Source organism: Shinella sp. G-2 (assembly GCF_050172695.1).
Classification (GTDB): Bacteria; Pseudomonadota; Alphaproteobacteria; order Rhizobiales; family Rhizobiaceae; genus Shinella.
Genome location: NZ_JBBEYH010000003.1, coordinates 142,123 through 159,735 on the forward strand (window position 1 = coordinate 142,123; position 17,613 = coordinate 159,735).

15 protein-coding genes are annotated in these 17,613 nt (G+C 65.1%); 6 read left to right on the forward strand and 9 right to left on the reverse strand.

The features are described 5' to 3' along the window. Nucleotides 1-25 precede the first annotated feature (25 nt). From V8U06_RS07190 to V8U06_RS07215, 6 genes are all read right to left on the reverse strand, one after another. The gene (locus V8U06_RS07190; RefSeq protein ID WP_427140087.1) at nt 26-913 is read right to left on the reverse strand and encodes a transglutaminase family protein; all 888 of its coding nucleotides are present in this window, start codon (nt 911-913) and stop codon (nt 26-28) included. 22 nt (nt 914-935) lie between these two features. Next, the gene (locus V8U06_RS07195) at nt 936-3,314 is read right to left on the reverse strand and encodes a circularly permuted type 2 ATP-grasp protein (protein WP_427140365.1); all 2,379 of its coding nucleotides are present in this window, start codon (nt 3,312-3,314) and stop codon (nt 936-938) included. A 51-nt stretch (nt 3,315-3,365) separates the two neighbouring features. Continuing rightward, the gene (locus V8U06_RS07200) at nt 3,366-6,686 is read right to left on the reverse strand and encodes a DUF2126 domain-containing protein (protein ID WP_427140088.1); all 3,321 of its coding nucleotides are present in this window, start codon (nt 6,684-6,686) and stop codon (nt 3,366-3,368) included. A 115-nt stretch (nt 6,687-6,801) separates the two neighbouring features. Continuing rightward, on the reverse strand, nt 6,802-7,578 hold the full coding sequence (locus V8U06_RS07205) for a VOC family protein (protein WP_427140089.1): 777 nt from the start codon (nt 7,576-7,578) through the stop codon (nt 6,802-6,804). Between the two features lie 30 nt (nt 7,579-7,608). Further along, the gene (locus V8U06_RS07210; protein WP_427140090.1) at nt 7,609-8,343 is read right to left on the reverse strand and encodes a DUF899 domain-containing protein; all 735 of its coding nucleotides are present in this window, start codon (nt 8,341-8,343) and stop codon (nt 7,609-7,611) included. A gap of 81 nt (nt 8,344-8,424) precedes the next feature. Next, nucleotides 8,425-8,886 (reverse strand): MarR family winged helix-turn-helix transcriptional regulator, encoded by a 462-nt coding sequence (locus V8U06_RS07215; RefSeq protein ID WP_427140091.1) that lies wholly within the window; start codon nt 8,884-8,886, stop codon nt 8,425-8,427. An 85-nt stretch (nt 8,887-8,971) separates the two neighbouring features. Between V8U06_RS07215 and V8U06_RS07220 the strand changes: the two genes are divergently transcribed. Beyond that, on the forward strand, nt 8,972-9,376 hold the full coding sequence (locus V8U06_RS07220; RefSeq protein ID WP_427140092.1) for a GFA family protein: 405 nt from the start codon (nt 8,972-8,974) through the stop codon (nt 9,374-9,376). 42 nt (nt 9,377-9,418) lie between these two features. On the opposite strand, the gene ilvD is transcribed toward V8U06_RS07220, so the two are convergent. Continuing rightward, entirely contained in the window at nt 9,419-11,254 is a 1,836-nt protein-coding gene (gene ilvD / locus V8U06_RS07225) for a dihydroxy-acid dehydratase (protein ID WP_427140093.1), read from the reverse strand. A gap of 204 nt (nt 11,255-11,458) precedes the next feature. Between ilvD and V8U06_RS07230 the strand changes: the two genes are divergently transcribed. The 4 genes from V8U06_RS07230 (at nt 11,459) to dgoD (ending at nt 14,952) form a co-directional block, all read left to right on the forward strand. Beyond that, nucleotides 11,459-12,487, forward strand: a complete 1,029-nt coding sequence (locus V8U06_RS07230; protein ID WP_427140094.1) for a GntR family transcriptional regulator — start codon at nt 11,459-11,461, stop codon at nt 12,485-12,487. Between the two features lie 11 nt (nt 12,488-12,498). After that, complete coding sequence (locus V8U06_RS07235; RefSeq protein ID WP_427140095.1) at nt 12,499-12,852, forward strand: VOC family protein; 354 nt, start codon at nt 12,499-12,501, stop codon at nt 12,850-12,852. Between the two features lie 155 nt (nt 12,853-13,007). Beyond that, a complete protein-coding gene (locus V8U06_RS07240; RefSeq protein ID WP_427140096.1) occupies nt 13,008-13,754 on the forward strand; it encodes a FadR/GntR family transcriptional regulator in 747 nt (248 codons plus the stop codon). Between the two features lie 49 nt (nt 13,755-13,803). Beyond that, the gene (gene dgoD, locus V8U06_RS07245; protein ID WP_427140097.1) at nt 13,804-14,952 is read left to right on the forward strand and encodes a galactonate dehydratase; all 1,149 of its coding nucleotides are present in this window, start codon (nt 13,804-13,806) and stop codon (nt 14,950-14,952) included. A 50-nt stretch (nt 14,953-15,002) separates the two neighbouring features. Here the strand turns inward: dgoD and V8U06_RS07250 are convergent, their stop codons facing one another. Next, nucleotides 15,003-15,407 (reverse strand): GFA family protein, encoded by a 405-nt coding sequence (locus V8U06_RS07250; RefSeq protein ID WP_427140098.1) that lies wholly within the window; start codon nt 15,405-15,407, stop codon nt 15,003-15,005. Nucleotides 15,408-15,690: 283 nt separating this feature from the next. Here V8U06_RS07250 and V8U06_RS07255 point away from each other — a divergent pair, with 283 nt between their 5' ends. Then, a complete protein-coding gene (locus V8U06_RS07255) occupies nt 15,691-15,831 on the forward strand; it encodes a hypothetical protein (protein ID WP_427140099.1) in 141 nt (46 codons plus the stop codon). Between the two features lie 176 nt (nt 15,832-16,007). Here V8U06_RS07255 and V8U06_RS07260 read toward each other — a convergent pair whose 3' ends face one another. Beyond that, entirely contained in the window at nt 16,008-17,492 is a 1,485-nt protein-coding gene (locus tag V8U06_RS07260; RefSeq protein ID WP_226917891.1) for a nucleobase:cation symporter-2 family protein, read from the reverse strand. Between the last annotated feature and the right edge of the window lie 121 nt (nt 17,493-17,613).

Here is a 17,613-nt window from a genome sequence, read left to right on the forward strand (position 1 = left end):
GTTCCCGTTGTTTCCAAACGGGATTTTACGGTGTCTGGCGAACAGGGATGACGTCGACGGCCTGGCTGGTCTGGTGCTGCCCGTAACCTTTCAGGACACCGATGACCGGTGCGACGTCCGCATAGTCGCGGCCATAGGCGACGACGATGTGGTCGGTGCCGGCGGGAATGTTGTTGGTCGGGTCGAGTTCCATCCAGCCGTTCACCCGGCCGCACCAATAGCGCACCCAGGCATGCATGGCGTCCGCGCCTTCCAGTCGCTCCTTGCCCGGCGGGGGGATCGTGCGCAGAAAGCCGCTGACATAGCCGGCGGGAATGCCGAGGCTTCTCAGCGCCACGATCATCACGTGGGAAAAATCCTGGCAGACGCCGCGCTTCAGCTTGAAGGCCTCGCGCGGGGTGGTGTCGACATTCGTCGCCTTCGGATCGTAGGTGAAATCCTTGTGGATGCGGGCGCAAATGGCCGTGGCGATGGCGCGCACCGTCATGTCCGGCTTGGCGATCGCGCGGGCATAGTCGGCGATCTCGGGGTATTCCTTCAGGCGCGGGCTCGGGCCGGTATAGTGATGCGGCGAGCCGGCGTCGAGCGACCAGTAGCCCGCGATATCCTCCGGCAGATCCGCTGCGCGCGGCGAGAAATCGGCCGCCGGCTCCGGCACGTCGACATGGACGCGCGCCTGCATGCGAATGTCCAGTCGCTCATGCGCGTTGCGGAAGAGGATCGCGCTCATCGGGTTTTCGAAGAAGTCGTGGTGATCGACCCGCTCGCCCGGGCCGGGCGTAACGCCGACCGTGCCGGCGACGAGCCGCTGGCGCCCGCCGATGGAGAGCGGCAGCACGCGCACGATATGCCGGCCACCGGAAACCGGGGTGTCGTAGAGATAGCTGATATGGAGGTTGACGTCGTAGAGCATGATGACAGCGCCTCCCTTTCGCTCAGCCCAGATAGGTTTGTGCGAGGATGTCGGACAGCTTTTCGAGTTCCGCCTCGAAGCGCTTGTAGACGGCATCCGTCATGGTTTCCGGCGTCATCACCGCCAGCCCCGCATGCAGGCGCATGGCCTCGCGGTAGAAGGGCGACATCTGGCCGTTGGTGTAGGCATTCGGCAGTTGCTCGACCTCGTTCTTGATCTCGTTGAGCTGATAGAGGATCGAACGCGGGTTGAGCGCGTCGAGCGCCAGAAGGTCGGTGACGGTGAGGCGCGCAGTCGCCACGTTGTAGCGGCGGCGATGGGTCATGACGCTGTCGCCGATCTCCAGCAACATGTCGAGCGCGCCATCCGGCGCGTCCTCGCCGGACATGTGGCCGAGCAGGCGTGTCATATGCAGGCCGCGTTCCAGGTAGCGGCCGATGGACAGAAAACGCCAACCGGTGAAGCGGTACATGTTTTCATGCACGAGACCGGCAAAGCCCGCGAGCTTGCGCAGGAGCACGGTCATGGCGCGCGTCGCGTCGTCGCCGGCCTGCACGCTGACATGGAAGCGGCGAGCCGTCTTCGACAGGTCGTTGAGCGCCAGCCAGCCATCGGGCGAGAAGCGGTCGCGGATGTTGCTGGCGGAGAAGACGGCGCTGTCGATATTGCGGATGAGGCTCGTCGGTACCGCTTCGGACGTGTCGATGTCGAGCGCATCGAGATAGTCGCTGACATCCTTCAGCAGCGGCTGCTCGGGATTGGCATATTCGGCATAGCGGCCGTGCCAGGCGCGCAGGATGCGCAGCGCCCCTTCCGCCCGCTCGATGTAGCGGCCGAGCCAGAAGAGGTTGTCGGCCGCGCGGCTCGGCAGGCTGCCGGGCATGTTGCGGGTGAAGATTTCCTCGGCGGGCAGCAGCGAGGTGCGCTCGACGGGCTTCTGGCTGACGATCCAGACGTCCGCGGCCGAACCGCCCTCCTGCATGGCGATGGCCGAAACGTTGTCGCCAGAGCCGATGCGCGCAAAGCCGCCGGGCATGATCTGCCAGCCGTCGCGGGTGCGGGCGGCGAAGACGCGCAGCGACATCGGCCGCGGCACCAGCTTGCCCTCGACGAAGGCGGGCGTGGTGGAAAGCGTCACGGCCTCCTGGCCGACGAGTTTGGTGCCGTCGTTCGCCAGCCATTCGGCGATCGACTGTTTTGCCGTGTCGCGCAGCGTCGAGCCGAGCACGGACTGTTCGTTGTCGTCGAAGAACGGCCGTGTCGAATAGGCCGGGCCGATGACCATGCGTTCGATATTGGCCGCGACATGGGCGCGCTCGTCCTTCTGGCCGCACCACCAAGTCGCGACGGAGGGAAGCAACTGGTCTTCGCCGAGAAGCTGCCGGCAGATGTTCGGCAGGAAGGCGAGGAAGGCACGGGTTTCGACGATGCCGGCGCCGAGCGCGTTGACGAAGGTGACGGAGCCGGAGCGCAGGGCCTCCACCATGCCGGGCGTGCCGATATGGGAGTTCTGGTTGAGTTCCAGCGGATCGGCGAAGGCGGCATCGAGGCGGCGCCAGAGCACGCCGACCGGTTTCAGGCCCGCGACGGTACGCACCATGACCTTGCCGCCGACGACCGTCAGGTCCTCGCCCTCCAGCAGCATGAAGCCGAGGTAGCGGGCGATATAGGCGTGCTCGAAATAGGTTTCGTTGGCAAGGCCCGGCGTCAGCACGGCGATGCGGTCTTCCGCCGGCTTGCCCACCTGCAGCGTGTTGCGGAAGGCGCCGAAGAAGCCGGCAAGGCGATGGGCATGGGTCTCCGCATAGACATCGGAGAAGGCGCGCGTCGTCGCCACGCGGTTCTCCAGCGCGAAGCCGGCGCCGGAGGGCGCCTGCGTGCGGTCGGAGAGAACCCACCAGTTTCCGTCAGGACCGCGGCCGATCTCGAAGGAGACGAAATGCAGGAAGTGCTGGCCATGCGGCTGCACGCCGACGAGCGGGCGCAGGAACTCGCTGTTGGAGGCGACGAGGGCAGGGGGCAGCAGGCCGTTGGCGACCAGTTCGTTCTTGCCGTAGATATCGGCGACGACGGCTTCCAGAAGCTCCGCGCGCTGGACGAGCCCGCGTGCGAGATTGTCCCATTCCGCCTCGTCGATGAGCACGGGAACATGGGAGAGCGGCCAGGCGCGGTCCGAGCCCGCCTCCTTGCCGTAGGCGCGGTAGAATACGCCGGCATCACGAAGATAGCGGTCGGCGCGGGCGAAACGACCGGCAAGATCGGCCTCGTCCATGCGGTCGAGCGCCTTGAGGAAATGCCGCCAGACGGGGCGCACATTGCCCTGCGTGTCGACCATCTCGTCGGCGACACCCGGAAGCGGCGCATAGGCGCGCTGCGGCTTCTGCGCCGCGTCGGCCGTCATGCGTTCTGCTTCCACGCTGGTGGTCTTCAATCCGTGTACTCCGTATCGAGGCTAGAGGCCGGGCGGTCGGCGCAGATCCAGCGTCAGCGGGAAATCCGCCGGCGGCGTTTCCGGCCATAGCGTATAGCCGCCTGCCCTGTGTCCCCAGGGCTCGAACCGCGCCAGCCGGCGCGCCTCGGCCTCGTTGCCGTTCACCGGGAAGGTGTCATAGTTGCGTCCGCCCGGATGGGCAACGTGGTAAATGCAGCCCCCGATGGCTCTGCGCGACCATGTATCATAAATGTCGAACGTAAGCGGTGTGTTGACGGGCAGCACAGGATGGAGGCCGGAGGCGGGCTGCCAGGCCTTGAAACGCACGCCGGCGATGGAGACGCCCTTCGTGCCCGCAGCCTTCAGCGGTACGGGCCGGCCGTTGCAGGCGACGGTATAGCGTTCGGGATTGGCGGTCTCCAGCGTCACCTGCAGGCGTTCCACGGAACTGTCGACATAGCGCACGGTGCCGCCGATGGCGCCTTCTTCGCCCATGACATGCCAGGGCTCCAGCGCCTGGCGCACCTCCAGCTTCGCGCCCTCGTACTCGACCTCACCGCAGAAGGGGAACCGGAATTCGAGCTGGGCGGCGAACCATTCCGGGCGCAGGTCGAAGCCATTGTCCCGGAGGTCGGCGAGCACGTCGAGGAAATCCTGCCAGACATAGTGCGGCAGCATGAAGCGGTCGTGCAGCGTCGTACCCCACCGCACGAAGCCGCCCTTGGCCGGGTTCAGCCAGAAACGGGCGATGAGCGCGCGGATGAGTAGTTGCTGGGCGAGGCTCATGCGGGCATTCGGCGGCATTTCGAAGCCGCGGAACTCGACGAGGCCGAGGCGGCCGGTCGGGCCGTCCGGCGAGAAGAGCTTGTCGATGCAGATTTCCGAGCGATGCGTGTTGCCGGTGACGTCGGTCAGCAGGTTGCGGAAGAGACGATCGACGAGCCAGGGCAGCGGCGTCACGCCTTCACCGGGAGCGGGCACCTGCGAAAGCGCGATTTCCAGCTCGTAGAGCGAGTCGTGCCGGGCCTCGTCGATGCGCGGCGCCTGGCTGGTCGGGCCGATGAAGAGGCCGGAGAAGAGGTAGGAGAGCGAGGGGTGACGCTGCCAGTGCAGCACGAGGCTTTTCAGAAGGTCGGGGCGGCGCAGGAACGGGCTGTCATTGGGGTTCTTGCCGCCGACCACCACATGGTTGCCGCCGCCGGTGCCGGTGTGGCGGCCGTCGATCATGAATTTGTCGGCGCCAAGGCGCGACTGGCGGGCCTCTTCATAGATTGCCGTGGTGATGTCGACGCAGTCGTCCCAGGTGGAGGCCGGGTGGATGTTGACCTCAATGACGCCGGGATCGGGCGCCACGCGGATGACGTTGATGCGCTCATCCTGCGGCGGGGCATAGCCCTCGATATGGACGGGCAGGCCGAGGGCGGCGGCTGCGCGTTCCGCCGACGCGACGAGGTCGAGATAATCTTCGACACTGACGGTCGGCGGCATGAAGACGCAAAGCCGGCCGTCGCGTGCCTCGACGGAGATGGCGGTGCGCACATGGCCGCCGATCTCGTCGGCGGCTTGCGCGATCTGCGGCTGCTGGCCGGCAAAGGGCTGGAAGTGGGCGGCCTGCAGGGGGCGGCCCGTATCCTTGCCGAAATCCGGCAGGTCGTCCCGCTCGATGCTCGGGTCCATCGGGTTGATGTAGGGATAGACGGCGGGTGAAAGCCAGGGCAGCGAATTGAGTGGCAGACGGTAGCCGACAGGACTGTCGCCCGGCGTAAGGAAGAGCCGGCCGCGGCGGGTCTGCCATTTCTCGCTCGTCCAGCGGCGACCGCTGGCGCGGGAATTCCAGGCCTGCACCGGCAGCACATAGCCGGTCGGACGGGTCAGGCCACGGTCGAAGACGCGGGCGATGCGGCTGCGCTCCTCGGCGTCCTCCAGCCTGGAATTGGACGGATCGACATTGTCGGGGAGCCTCGCCTCCTTCACCAGCCATTCCGCCGGATCCTCGAAAGCGGGCACGACATGGCTGGGTGCGATGTCGAGTTCGCCGGCAATGGCGGTAAGCAGGCGGCCGGCATCGTCTTCCGTGACGGGATGGGCGGTGCCTTCCTCGGCGATGAGGTCGGGGTTCTGCCAGATCGGCTTGCCGTCACGGCGCCAGTAGAGCGAGAAGGTCCAGCGCGGCAGGCTTTCGCCGGGATACCACTTGCCCTGGCCGTAATGCAGGAAGCCGCCGGGGGCGAATTTTTCCCGCAGACGGCGGATGAGCGTGTCGGCCTTTTCCCGTTTGGTCGGGCCGACGGCGGCGGTGTTCCACTCGGCCGATTCGAAATCGTCGATGGACACGAAGGTCGGTTCGCCGCCCATGGTAAGGCGCACGTCATTGGCGGCGAGTATGCCATCCACCTCGCGGCCGAGCGCATTCAGCGCCTCCCAGCTCTCGTCGGAGAAAGGCTTGGTGATGCGTGGATGCTCGGCGACGCGGGTCACCGTCATGGCGAAGTCGAATTCGGTCTGCGCTTCGCCGAAGTAGCCGCCGCTGATCGGCGCGGCGTTGCGGTAGTGCGGCGTGGCGGCGAGCGGAATGTGGCTTTCGCCGGTCAGGAGGCCCGAAGTCGGGTCGAGGCCGATCCAGCCGGCGCCGGGGATATAGACCTCGCACCAGGCATGAAGGTCGGTGAAATCGACTTCCGTGCCGGAGGGGCCGTCCAGCGCCTTCAGGTCCGGCGTCAACTGGATGAGGTAACCGGAGACGAAGCGGGCGGCGAGACCGAGATTGCGCAGGATCTGCACCAGCAGCCAGCTGGAATCGCGGCAGGAACCGCGCGCGACGGTCAGCGTCTCCTCCGGCGTCTGCACGCCCGGCTCCATGCGGATGACATAGCCGATTTCCTGCTGCAGCCGCGCGTTGAGGCCGACGACCATGTCCACCGTGCGCTGGCGGGAGCGGTCGACGGTTGCCATGAAGGCTTCGAGCGCCGGCGTCAGCGGTTCGGGCGTGCGATAGATCTTCAGGTCCTCGCGCAGATCCTCCGGATAATCGAAGGGCCAGTGCTCGGCCTCCTCCTCCACGAAGAAGTCGAAGGGATTGTAGACCGTCATGTCGGCGACGAGATCGACCTCGATCTTCAGTTCGGTGACCGGATCGGGGAAGACGAAGCGGGCGAGGTAGTTGCCGTAGGGGTCCTGCTGGAGGTTCACGAAGTGATTTTCCGGCGAAACCTTCAGCGAATGACTGATGACCTTGGTCTTGGAATGCGCCGCCGGCTTGAGCCGGATGATCTGGGGTCCGAGGCGGACCGGGTTGTCGTACTTGTAGTGGGTGAGGTGGTAGATACCGGCCTTGATCGACATACGCTCTCTTGTTCCCCTCGGACGGTCTGGCGCCGCCGCGAGGGGGAGTTTGTGCAAGGCGAAGAGAGATTGCAAGCGGGAATGGCGTGGCCTTGCCGCTTGCGCTTTCCGGCGTTCAGCGGGCCGCGGCGACCAGCGAGAAATGGGCACCCTGCGGATCGGTGCAATTGAGGATCCAGGCGCCGCCCGGCACCTCCATCGGTCCCATCAGGATGCTGCCGCCGCCGTCGAGAACACGCTTTGCCGCGGCATCCAGCCCTTCGACCACGAAGTAGTAGCCCCAGAGCGGCGGCGCGGGCGAGCCGGGCGGGTTCGTCATCATGCCGCCGAAGGCGTTGCCGCCGCTCACGGCAAAGGTCTGGTAGGTGCCCATGCCGGCTTCCGACATGTCGACGGCCTGGTCCTTCGTCCAGCCGAAGATCCCGGAATAGAAGTCCCAGGCCTCGTCGAGATCGCCGGCCATCAGCTCGTGCCAGCCGACGCGGGCGGGCTCCATCATGCCGGGCTGCTCCGGGCCTTCGTCCTCGGTGCTGAAGAGGGAGAAGATCGCGCCGTGCGGATCGGCGGCGACGGCGAAGCGGCCGATGCCGGGAATCTCCTGCGGTTGCCGGTAGACCCGGCCACCGTTTTCGGTGATGTCTTCCAGTGTCTTCTCTATCCGGTCGGTGAAGATATAGCCCATCCACATCGGCGGCATGCCTTCGGCATCGGCGGGAAGCCGCATCAATCCGGCCACCTGGTCCTCACCGGCATAGGCGAGCGTGTAGTCCATGCCCTCCATGCCGGAATCGCGCATCGACCAGCCGACGACCGACGCATAGAAGCGCTGGGCTGCAGGCACGTCAGGGGTCATCAGTTCGTACCAGCAGAACTTGCCGTAGTCCTTGTGCATCGGTCATCCCCTCTCGGTTGGGCTATGGGTTCAGTCGCAGCAGGAAGACGTTCTGGGGGCATCGTCATATTCGTCCTTGCGCTTGACGAAGCTGAGCGTGCCTGTCTCGTTGCGGCCCTTCGGCGCGCGGTCGAGGATCATCAAGGTCCCCAGCGCCTCTTCGCCGCCGCGGGCGTAGTCGGAATAGGTATGGTAGACGGTTCCGTCCTCGTCCCTGAAGAAGGCGCTGAGGCCGGGCAGTTCGTCATGCGCGTCCTGCGAGGCTGTTTCGCGGTAGTTGTAGTTCACCTTGCCGCTGGCCAGTTCCTCCCGGGTGAAGGAGACATGGTAGTCGAAATTGAAGTCGCTGCCAAAGGAAGAGAACCACGGAAATTTCCAGCCCATGCGCTTCTTGTAGGCGGCAAGCTTTTCCAGCGGCGCGCGGGAAACGGCGATCATGGTGACGTCATGGTGGTTGAGATGCGGCAGCATGCCGTCGATATGGTCGGCCATGAAGGAACAGCCGGGGCAGCCGGCCTCCCAGTCGGGGCCGTACATGAAGTGGTAGACGATGAGCTGGCTTCGCCCGTCGAACAGGTCCGCCAGCGCCTTGCGTCCCTCCGGGGTCTCGAAGGTGTAGCTCTTGTCGACCCTGACCCAGGGGAGGGCGAGGCGTTCGGCGCGCACCTTGTCGCGCAGTTTCGTTTCTTCCTTCTCCATGGCAAGCAGCGCCTTGCGGGCGGTGAGCCATTCCTCCTGGGATACGATCTCGTGGTTCGGTCTCATGCTCGGAACTCCTCTTTCGCGGGCTTTCGACAAATAAGTTGGTATCAACATTAATGGCCCATGTCAAAGCGACGGCCGCTCTCATCCCTCCGGCGCGGATTGTTTCTCAAGTACCTGTAACGCCGCAATGACGGTTTGTGTTGCCTCGGCGATTGCCTTTTTGCCCAAGGTTTCGCCGAGCGCGTTGGCCCAGACGGTCTGTCGGTCCTTGATCGTTTCGAGTGCGGCCTTGCCGTCCGGCGTCAGCACCATCAGCTTGGCGCGCTGGTGGGCGGGGTTTTCGGCGTAGAGAATGAGGCCGTCCTTTTCGAGCAGGTCGGCGACACGCTGCACGCCCTGCCGTGTCATGCCAAGCGCCCGACCGGCGTCGGCGACGGACATCGGCGCGTGATCGGCGGCGGCGAGGACCTGCCAGCGGGCGCTGGTCTGGCCGGCAGGTCTGGCGAGCGCGTCACCGGCATTCTGCAGGTGACCGGCAAGGCGCAGGACGGAGATGGCAAAGGTGGCGAAGGCATCGCCGGCAGGGGTACGGTCAGGATTCATATTGACAACATGCTGTCATTGTGTGAGATTGAATTTGACAGTATATTGTCATTTTCGTCACGATGACGCAAGCGAGGAGAGCGCGATGTTGAAGACCTACAAGGGAAGCTGCCACTGCGGAAAGATAAAGTACGAGGCCGATATCGACCTGGAGGCCGGCACAGGCCGCTGCAATTGCTCGATCTGCTCGAAGAAGCGCTATTGGGGCGCCCAGATCAAGCCGGACGCCTTTCGCCTGCAATGCGACGAGGCGGATCTCGGCGACTACCAGTTCGGCACGATGAGCGGGCACCACCGCTTCTGCAAGACCTGCGGCGTCTCGGCATTCGGGCACGGCTATGTGGAGGAGATCGGCGGGGAATACGTTTCGATCAATGTCGCCTGCCTCGATGATGTCGAGCACAGCGACCTGGCGGCGCTGCCGATCCAGTATTTCGACGGACGAAACAATGCCTGGTGGAACACGCCCGAGGCGACGAAGCACCTCTAGGAAGAGGCCCGGGCGCGGGACAAGCCCGCGCCCGGCAAAAGATCATTCCGGCAGGATGCGCACGGCGCCCTTGTCGGCGCTGGCGGCGAAGGCCGCATAGGCCTTCAGCGCCGTCGTGACATTGCGCTTGCGGGGCGCGGCCGGCTTCCAGCCGAGCTTATCCTGCTCGGCGCGGCGGGCAGCAAGCTCGCTTTCGGAGACCGCGAGATTGATGGTGCGGTTCGGGATGTCGATCTCTATGAGATCGCCCTGGCGAACGAGGCCGATGGCGCCGCCCTGCGCGGCTTCCGGCGAGGCGTGGCCGATCGACAGACCCGAGGTGCCGCCCGAGAAGCGGCCGTCGGTGATGAGCGCGCAGGCCTTGCCGAGGCCTTTCGACTTCAGGTAGCTCGTCGGATACAGCATTTCCTGCATGCCCGGGCCGCCCTTGGGGCCTTCGTAGCGGATGACGACGACGTCGCCGGCCTTCACCTCGCCGCCGAGAATGCCCTTCACGGCCGCATCCTGGCTCTCGAAGACCACGGCGGGGCCGGCAAATTTCAGGATCGATTCATCGACGCCGGCGGTCTTCACGATGCAGCCGTCGAGCGCTATGTTGCCCGAAAGCACGGCAAGGCCGCCGTCCTTGGAGAACGGGTGTTCGACGGAGCGGATGACGCCGTTTTCGCCGTCGGCATCCAGTTCGTCCCAGCGCGCTTCCTGGCTGAAGGCGACCTGGGTGGGGATGCCGCCTGGTGCAGCGCGGAAGAAGGTGCGCACGGTTTCGGAATTGGTGCGGGTGATATCCCAGCGGTCGATGGCGTGGCCGAGCGTTTCGGCATGCACGGTCGGCGTGTCGCGGTGGATGAGCCCGCCGCGGTCGAGTTCGCCGAGGATGCGCATGATGCCGCCGGCGCGGTGCACGTCTTCCATGTGCACGTCGGCCTTGGCGGGCGCCACCTTGGAGAGGCAGGGCACCTTGCGCGACAGTTCGTCGATGTCGTCGAGATCGAAATCGATGCCGCCCTCATAGGCAGCGGCCAGGATGTGCAACACCGTGTTAGTCGAGCCGCCCATGGCGATGTCGAGCGACATGGCGTTCTCGAAGGCCTTCTTGTTGGCGACCGAGCGCGGCAGGATGCTCTCGTCTTCCTGCTCGTAGTAGCGGCGGGCGAGATCGACGATCAGGTGACCGGCCTCGACGAAGAGGCGCTTGCGGTCGGCATGGGTCGCCAGCGTCGAGCCATTGCCCGGCAGCGACAGGCCGAGGGCTTCGGTCAGACAGTTCATCGAGTTGGCCGTGAACATGCCGGAGCAGGAGCCGCAGGTCGGGCAGGCGGAGCGCTCGATGATCTTGACGTCCTCGTCGGAGATCTTGTCGTCGGCGGCGGCGACCATGGCATCGACGAGGTCGAGTGCGTGCGTCTTGCCGTGCAGGACGACCTTGCCGGCTTCCATCGGGCCGCCGGAGACGAAGACGGCGGGGATGTTGAGGCGCATGGCGGCATTCAGCATGCCGGGCGTGATCTTGTCGCAGTTCGAGATGCAGACCATGGCGTCGGCGCAGTGCGCGTTGACCATGTATTCGACGCTGTCGGCGATGATCTCGCGCGAGGGCAGCGAATAGAGCATGCCGTCATGGCCCATTGCGATGCCGTCGTCGACGGCGATCGTGTTGAATTCCTTGGCGACGCCGCCGGCCGCTTCGATTTCGCGCGCGACGAGCTGGCCAAGGTCTTTCAGGTGCACGTGGCCGGGCACGAACTGGGTGAAGGAGTTCACCACCGCGATGATCGGCTTGCCGAAGTCCGAATCCTTCATGCCGGTCGCGCGCCAGAGGCCGCGGGCACCGGCCATGTTGCGGCCGTGGGTGGTGGTTCGGGAGCGATATGCGGGCATGGTCAATTCCTCGAAATGGACGTGGCTGGCATATGGGCCGTCGATGGCCGGATTGCGAGCCTCAGCAAGGTTCCCTAACGCAAAATACCCCCCGCGTCACGAAAGGAATGGAGAATTTTCGCCGCTGCGACGTAATTTCCTTGCCCCGATGGCGGCAGGACATGACCGTTGTCGGCACAGTGCATTCGTGCCATGGTCCGCGCCATGTTTGGCACCGGGCAGATTCTGGCAGAAGACGACGCGGAGGGCGCGCTCGAGCAGGGCCCGCTCTATCTGCGCATCCGCGACATGCTGGCGGCGGCGATTTCCAGCGGCCGGCTGCCGAAGGGCGCGCTGCTGCTGGAAGGGCCGGTCGCGGCTCTCTTCGCCTCCACCCGGACGCCCGTCCGGCAGGCCTTCGCCCTGCTCGAAAGCGCCGGGGCGATCCGGCGGTTCGACGGGCGCGGCTTTCTCGTCGGGCAGGGGCGGGGTGCGCCGAAGCGGCTGGTTCTGACGGCCGAGATGCTGGGGCTCGGCGAGGAGGCGCCGGCGCTTCGCAAGGCGCCGGCCTGGGAGGCGATCTATGAAAGCCTCGAGCGCGAGATGGTGCATCTTTCCGTCTTCGGCCGCCACCGGATCAGCGAGGTGGAGCTGGCGCGCGCCCGTGGCGTCGGCCGCCAGGTGGCGCGCGATGCGCTGACCCGGCTCGAAGCGCTGGGCATCGTCGAGAAGGACGAGCGCATGCGCTGGACGCTTGTGCCGCTCGATGCGGAGCGCATGCGCGATCTGCACGATATCCGCGCCGCGCTGGAACCGCTGGCGCTGGTGCAGGCCGCACCCTTCATCCCGCCCGACGCGCGCCTGATGATGACGGAGCGCTTGGAGGAGGCGCTGGCGCGCTATCCGGACCTCCCCGTCGCGGCGATGGATGGCCTCGAAACGGACCTGCACATCACCTGTCTCAGCTACTGCCCGAACCGGGAGTTGCTGATCGCGCTGCGCCGCGCCCGCTTCATGCTGAGTGTCAGCAAGCACATTATCGGGGTCTCGCACCTGATGCCCGCGGAAGAACCCTTCATCGCCGAGCACCTAGCCGTCTTCCGCGCGCTCGACGTGGACGATGGCGCGCGGGCGGCGGAGACGCTGCGTCATCATATCGTCGTATCCCTGCCGAAGGTTGTGGCGCGTGTCGAGGATCTGCGGGCGGCGCACCGCCCGCAAGTGCCGGTCTATGCCGCGCCCGTCGCGCGCTGAAGAGGTCGTCAATGAAGGTCAGACGCATCGTCGCCAATATCGAAACCGCCGATCCGGCCTCCGTCGCCCGCTTCTATGAGGACGTGCTGGGGCTCGATCTCCTGATGGACCATGGCTGGATCGCCACCTACGGCTCGCAGGCCACCATGCCGCTCCAGGTGAGCTTTGCCTCCGAGGGCGGCTCCGGTACGCCGGTGCCGGGTCTTTCCGTGGAGGTGGACGATGTGGAGGCGGCCTACCACGCGGTCTTGAAGGGCGGCTATGCCGTCGAATACGGACCGGCGGACGAGCCCTGGGGCGTGCGGCGCTTCTTCGTGCGCGATCCGGCGGGCACGCTCGTCAATATCGTCATGCACACCCGCTGACGGCGCCCCGCGGTATGCATTTCCTGTCGGATCCTGTCGGAGACTGGCGGCATAAATGTATGCGCCACCCGGAATCTCCATGGTCTTTGCCATGAATTTGTCGTATAATTGTTTCGTAATTGTACGATGATTTAGAGCCATTCGACGGGGGTAGTGTGGCGGACAAGGCTAAGAGACAGGCGCAGCGCCCGCTGTCGCGCCGGCCGCGGGTGCGTCATAACGTGACGGCGGCCATCGGCACCGATATTTGCGGCGGGCGTTTTCCGCCGGGCGCGGTGCTTCCGCGCGAAAGCGATCTTTGCGAGACCTACGGCGTCAGCCGCACCGTCATTCGCGAATCCCTGAAAGTGCTGGAGACAAAAGGCCTCGTGCGCGGCCGGCCGCGCGTCGGCACGCTGGTCTGCGACCGCGCGGAATGGAATGTGCTCGACGCGCAGATCCTCGAATGGATGGGGCCGGACGTGCTGTCGACCGAGCTTCTGGGCTCGATCCTCGAAGCGCGTCGCACCGTCGAGCCCGCTGCCGCGTTTCTCGCCGCCACACGCGCCACGGCGCAGGAAATCGCCGATCTCGAACGCGCCTGCAACGACATGGCGGGTGCCTCGGACGATCTGGAAACCTTCACCGCCGCGGACGCCCGGTTTCACGAGACCCTGCTGAAGGCGAGCCACAATAAGGTCTTCCACCAATTGTCCTCCATCATCCACGCGGCGCTCTCCTATGCGCTGCACGCCTCCAACAGCGCCGCGTCCGGTCATGGCGAAGCGCTCGACGTGCACCGGGAGCTGGTGGATGCGCTGCGCCTTCGCGACGGGGCGCGGGCGGAAGCTTGCTCGCGCAGCATCCTCGATCTCGCTGCGCGCGATCTTTCGGGCCTGATGGGCAAGGCCGACGATAACTGACGCATTTTGCGGGGAAGATTCCCCGCCACGGACAAGGGACGGAGACATCATGAAAATCACCAAGCTGACCACCTACATCGTGCCGCCGCGCTGGCTGTTCCTGAAGGTGGAGACCGACGAGGGCATCGTCGGCTGGGGCGAGCCGGTCGTGGAGGGGCGCGCGCTGACGGTGGAGGCCGCGGTGCACGAGCTGGCGGATTATCTCGTCGGCAAGGATCCGCTGCTGATCGAGGACCATTGGCAGGTCATGTACCGCGCCGGCTTCTATCGCGGCGGTGCGGTGCACATGTCGGCGCTCGCCGGCATCGACCAGGCCCTGTGGGACATCAAGGGCAAGGCCTATGGCCAGCCGATCCATGCGCTGCTCGGCGGCCAGGTGCGCGACAAGATCAAGGTCTATAGCTGGATCGGCGGCGACCGACCCTCGGACGTGGCGAGCAATGCCCGCGAGGTCGTCGCCCGCGGGTTCAAGGCGATCAAGCTCAACGGCTGCGAGGAAATGCAGATCGTCGACACCTGGGACAAGGTGGAGAAGGCGGTGGAGACCATCGCGACGATCCGCGAGGCCATCGGCCCCTATATCGGCATCGGCGTCGACTTCCACGGCCGCGTGCACCGGCCGATGGCCAAGGTGCTGGCCAAGGAACTGCAGCCGTACAATCTGATGTTCATCGAGGAACCGGTGCTGTCGGAAAACCGCGAGGCGCTGAAGGAGATCGCCAACCATTGCTCGACGCCGATCGCGCTCGGGGAGCGGCTCTATTCGCGCTGGGATTTCAAGTCGGTTCTTTCGGACGGCTATGTCGATATTCTCCAGCCCGACCTCAGCCACGCGGGCGGCATCACCGAATGCCGCAAGATCGCGGCGATGGCCGAGGCCTATGACGTGGCTCTGGCGCCGCATTGCCCGCTGGGACCGATCGCGCTTGCCGCCTGCCTTCAGGTCGACGCCGTCTCCTACAATGCCTTCATCCAGGAGCAGAGCCTCGGCATCCATTACAACAAGGGCAACGACATCCTCGACTACATCTCCAACAAGGAGGTGCTGCATTATGCCGACGGTTTCGTCTCGATCCCGCAGGGACCGGGCCTCGGCGTCGAGGTGGACGAGCAATATGTCATCGAGCGCGCCAAGGAAGGCCATCGCTGGCGCAACCCCGTCTGGCGTCATGAGGACGGCAGCGTTGCCGAATGGTGACAGGGCAGCCCTGACGACGAAACGGGCCGGGGCTGCGCCCGGCCCGGCCGCTAATCGGCGGGAAGAGCGGAGAAATGCTCCATGCTCCCGTCAAGCTGCACCCAGCCATGTTTCGATTGTTCGAAGACGGACAGCGTGGGCGCCGGGAAGGCCGGATCGGCGAATGCGCCGACCGCCACCCCGATCCAGGACGGCGAGGCGTCGGCCTTCCAATAGAGGGTCGAACCGCATGTCGGGCAAAAATACTGGCGGACCCTGCGGCCGCTTTCGGCGACCCGAACGAACTCCGTCGCCGGTCCGGTGATGTCGACGCAGCCGATCGCATAGAACGCATTGGCGCTGAATGGCGCGCCCGTCCGCCGCTGGCACGCGCGGCAATGGCAGAGCGCCGTCAGTTGCGGCGGTGCGGTCGATGTCAGTCTCAGGGCGCCGCAGGCGCATTGGGCATGGGTCATGAAAATCCTCCCGCTTTCACGGTTTGCATGGACGGATCGAAGGATTGGGAAAACGCGGGGCCGGGACCGCAAGCATGGCGGTGGGCGGTGCGAAGGGCGGAGGCGTGATGGGATATCAGGCCTGCCGAAACAGCCAGATAGGGCGGGATACCGGGAAGTCCAGAGGGTATTCAGGGCCGCTCGGAAGGAAACCCGGGCGGTGCCTGGCTTTTCGTTACCGGGTGTGGTGGACGGAATCGTCCGCGCCCCCTATGTCTTAAGGGCACTTCAGAAGGAGAGGACCATGCGCCCCATTTCCGGTTTCGTCGTTGCCGCACTTGCCATTCTGGCACTTGCCGGCTGCAGCACCACGGCGGCCAACAACAACACCACCTATGCCCGTCCGCCGGTCTCCGACGGGGGCGTGCGCGTTCCGCTGAACTGAGCGGCAAGGTCATACGGCCAAAGAAAAGCCGGCCCGCATCAGGCGGGCCGGCTTCCTTGTTTCAGGGCTTCTGTCTTTAGAGCATGTCAGGTTCAGATTGAGCCAGACATGCTCTAAATTCTTTTGTTTTCGTTTGTCTTTTCGGGAAAACCGGTTCCCACTTTTCCCTGACAAACTCAGTGGCTGTCGGCCATGCGGGCTGCGTCGACCGCGGATGCTTCGTCATAACCCAGGCCATTGAAGAAGGCATTGAGAATGACGGCGACGATCGAGGCGAGAACGATGCCCGATTCGATGATCGGGTGGATCGCATGCGGCAGCCACATCAGGTAGTTCGGGGCGAGCAGCGGGATCAGGCCGAAGCCGACCGACACGGCAACCACGAAGAGGTTGTTGCGCGAGGTCTTGAAGTCCACGTTGGACAGGATGCGCACGCCCGTTGCAGCGACCATGCCGAACATGACGAGACCTGCACCGCCGAGCACGAAGGTCGGCACCGCTTCCACCAGGGCACCCATCTTCGGGATGAGGCCGAGGATGATCATGATCACGCCGGCTGCGACGCAGACATAGCGGGTCTTGATGCCGGTGACGCCGACGAGGCCGACGTTCTGCGAGAAGCTCGTATAGGGGAACGTGTTGAACAGGCCACCGATCATGGTGCCGATGCCATCCACGCGCAGGCCCGAGGTGAGCTGCTGCTGGTCGATCTTCTTGCCGGTGATTTCACCGAGGGCGAGGAACATGCCGGTGGATTCGATCATGACGACGATCATGACGAGCGTCATCGTGGCGATCAGGACCGGGTCGAAGATCGGCATGCCGAAGCGCAGCGGGGTGACGACGGCGAACCAGCCGGCGTCGGCCACGCGGTCGAAATGCATCATGCCGAGTGCGGCAGCAACGGCGCAGCCGATGACGACGCCGCTGAGCACGGCGATGTTGCTGATCAGGCCGCGACCGAAGCGGGCGATGAGCAGGATGGACACCAGAACCAGGGCCGACAGCGCGATATGGCTGGGTTCGGCATAGATCGGGTTGGACACCGTCGGCGCGATGGCGAAGCCATCCGGAACGGCCGGGCCGCCGGTCTCGGCGAGCTTCTTGATCTGGGCCAGCCATTCCGTATGGGCCGGGTTGATCAGCTTGGGCGCGGTCGGACCGAAGGGATTGCCGAAGGTCCAGTTGATGCCCACGCGCATCAGCGATACGCCGATGACAAGGATGATCGTGCCGGTCACGACGGGCGGGAAGAAGCGCAGCAGCCGCCCCATGATGGGGGCAAGCAGCAGGGCCACGAAACCGGCTCCTATGATGGCGCCGAAGATCATTCGGGCACCTTCCTGTCCGGGCACCATGGTGGCCATGGAAACCATCGGGCCGACCGAGGCAAAGGTGACGCCCATCATGACGGGCAGGCGGATGCCGACGTGGCGGGTGACGCCGAGCGACTGGATGATGGTGACAAGGCCGCAGACGAAAAGGTCAGCCGAGATCAGGAACGCAACGTCCTGCGGGCTGAGCTGTAGGGCACGGCCAACGATGAGCGGAACCGCGACGGCGCCGCCATACATGACGAGTACGTGTTGAATGCCCAGCGTCGCGAGCTTGCCGACTGGCAGCTTCTCGTCCACCGGATGTATGCTGGATGTGTCGCTCATGGATACTCCCTCCCATCAAATCGACAGTCCTGTTCCCGTCCTCCAACGGGGTGCGCTATCTTTTCGCGCTGCGGTAGAGCGCTTCAAGCATAGCCAGGCAATAAACACTTTACGGTTTCGT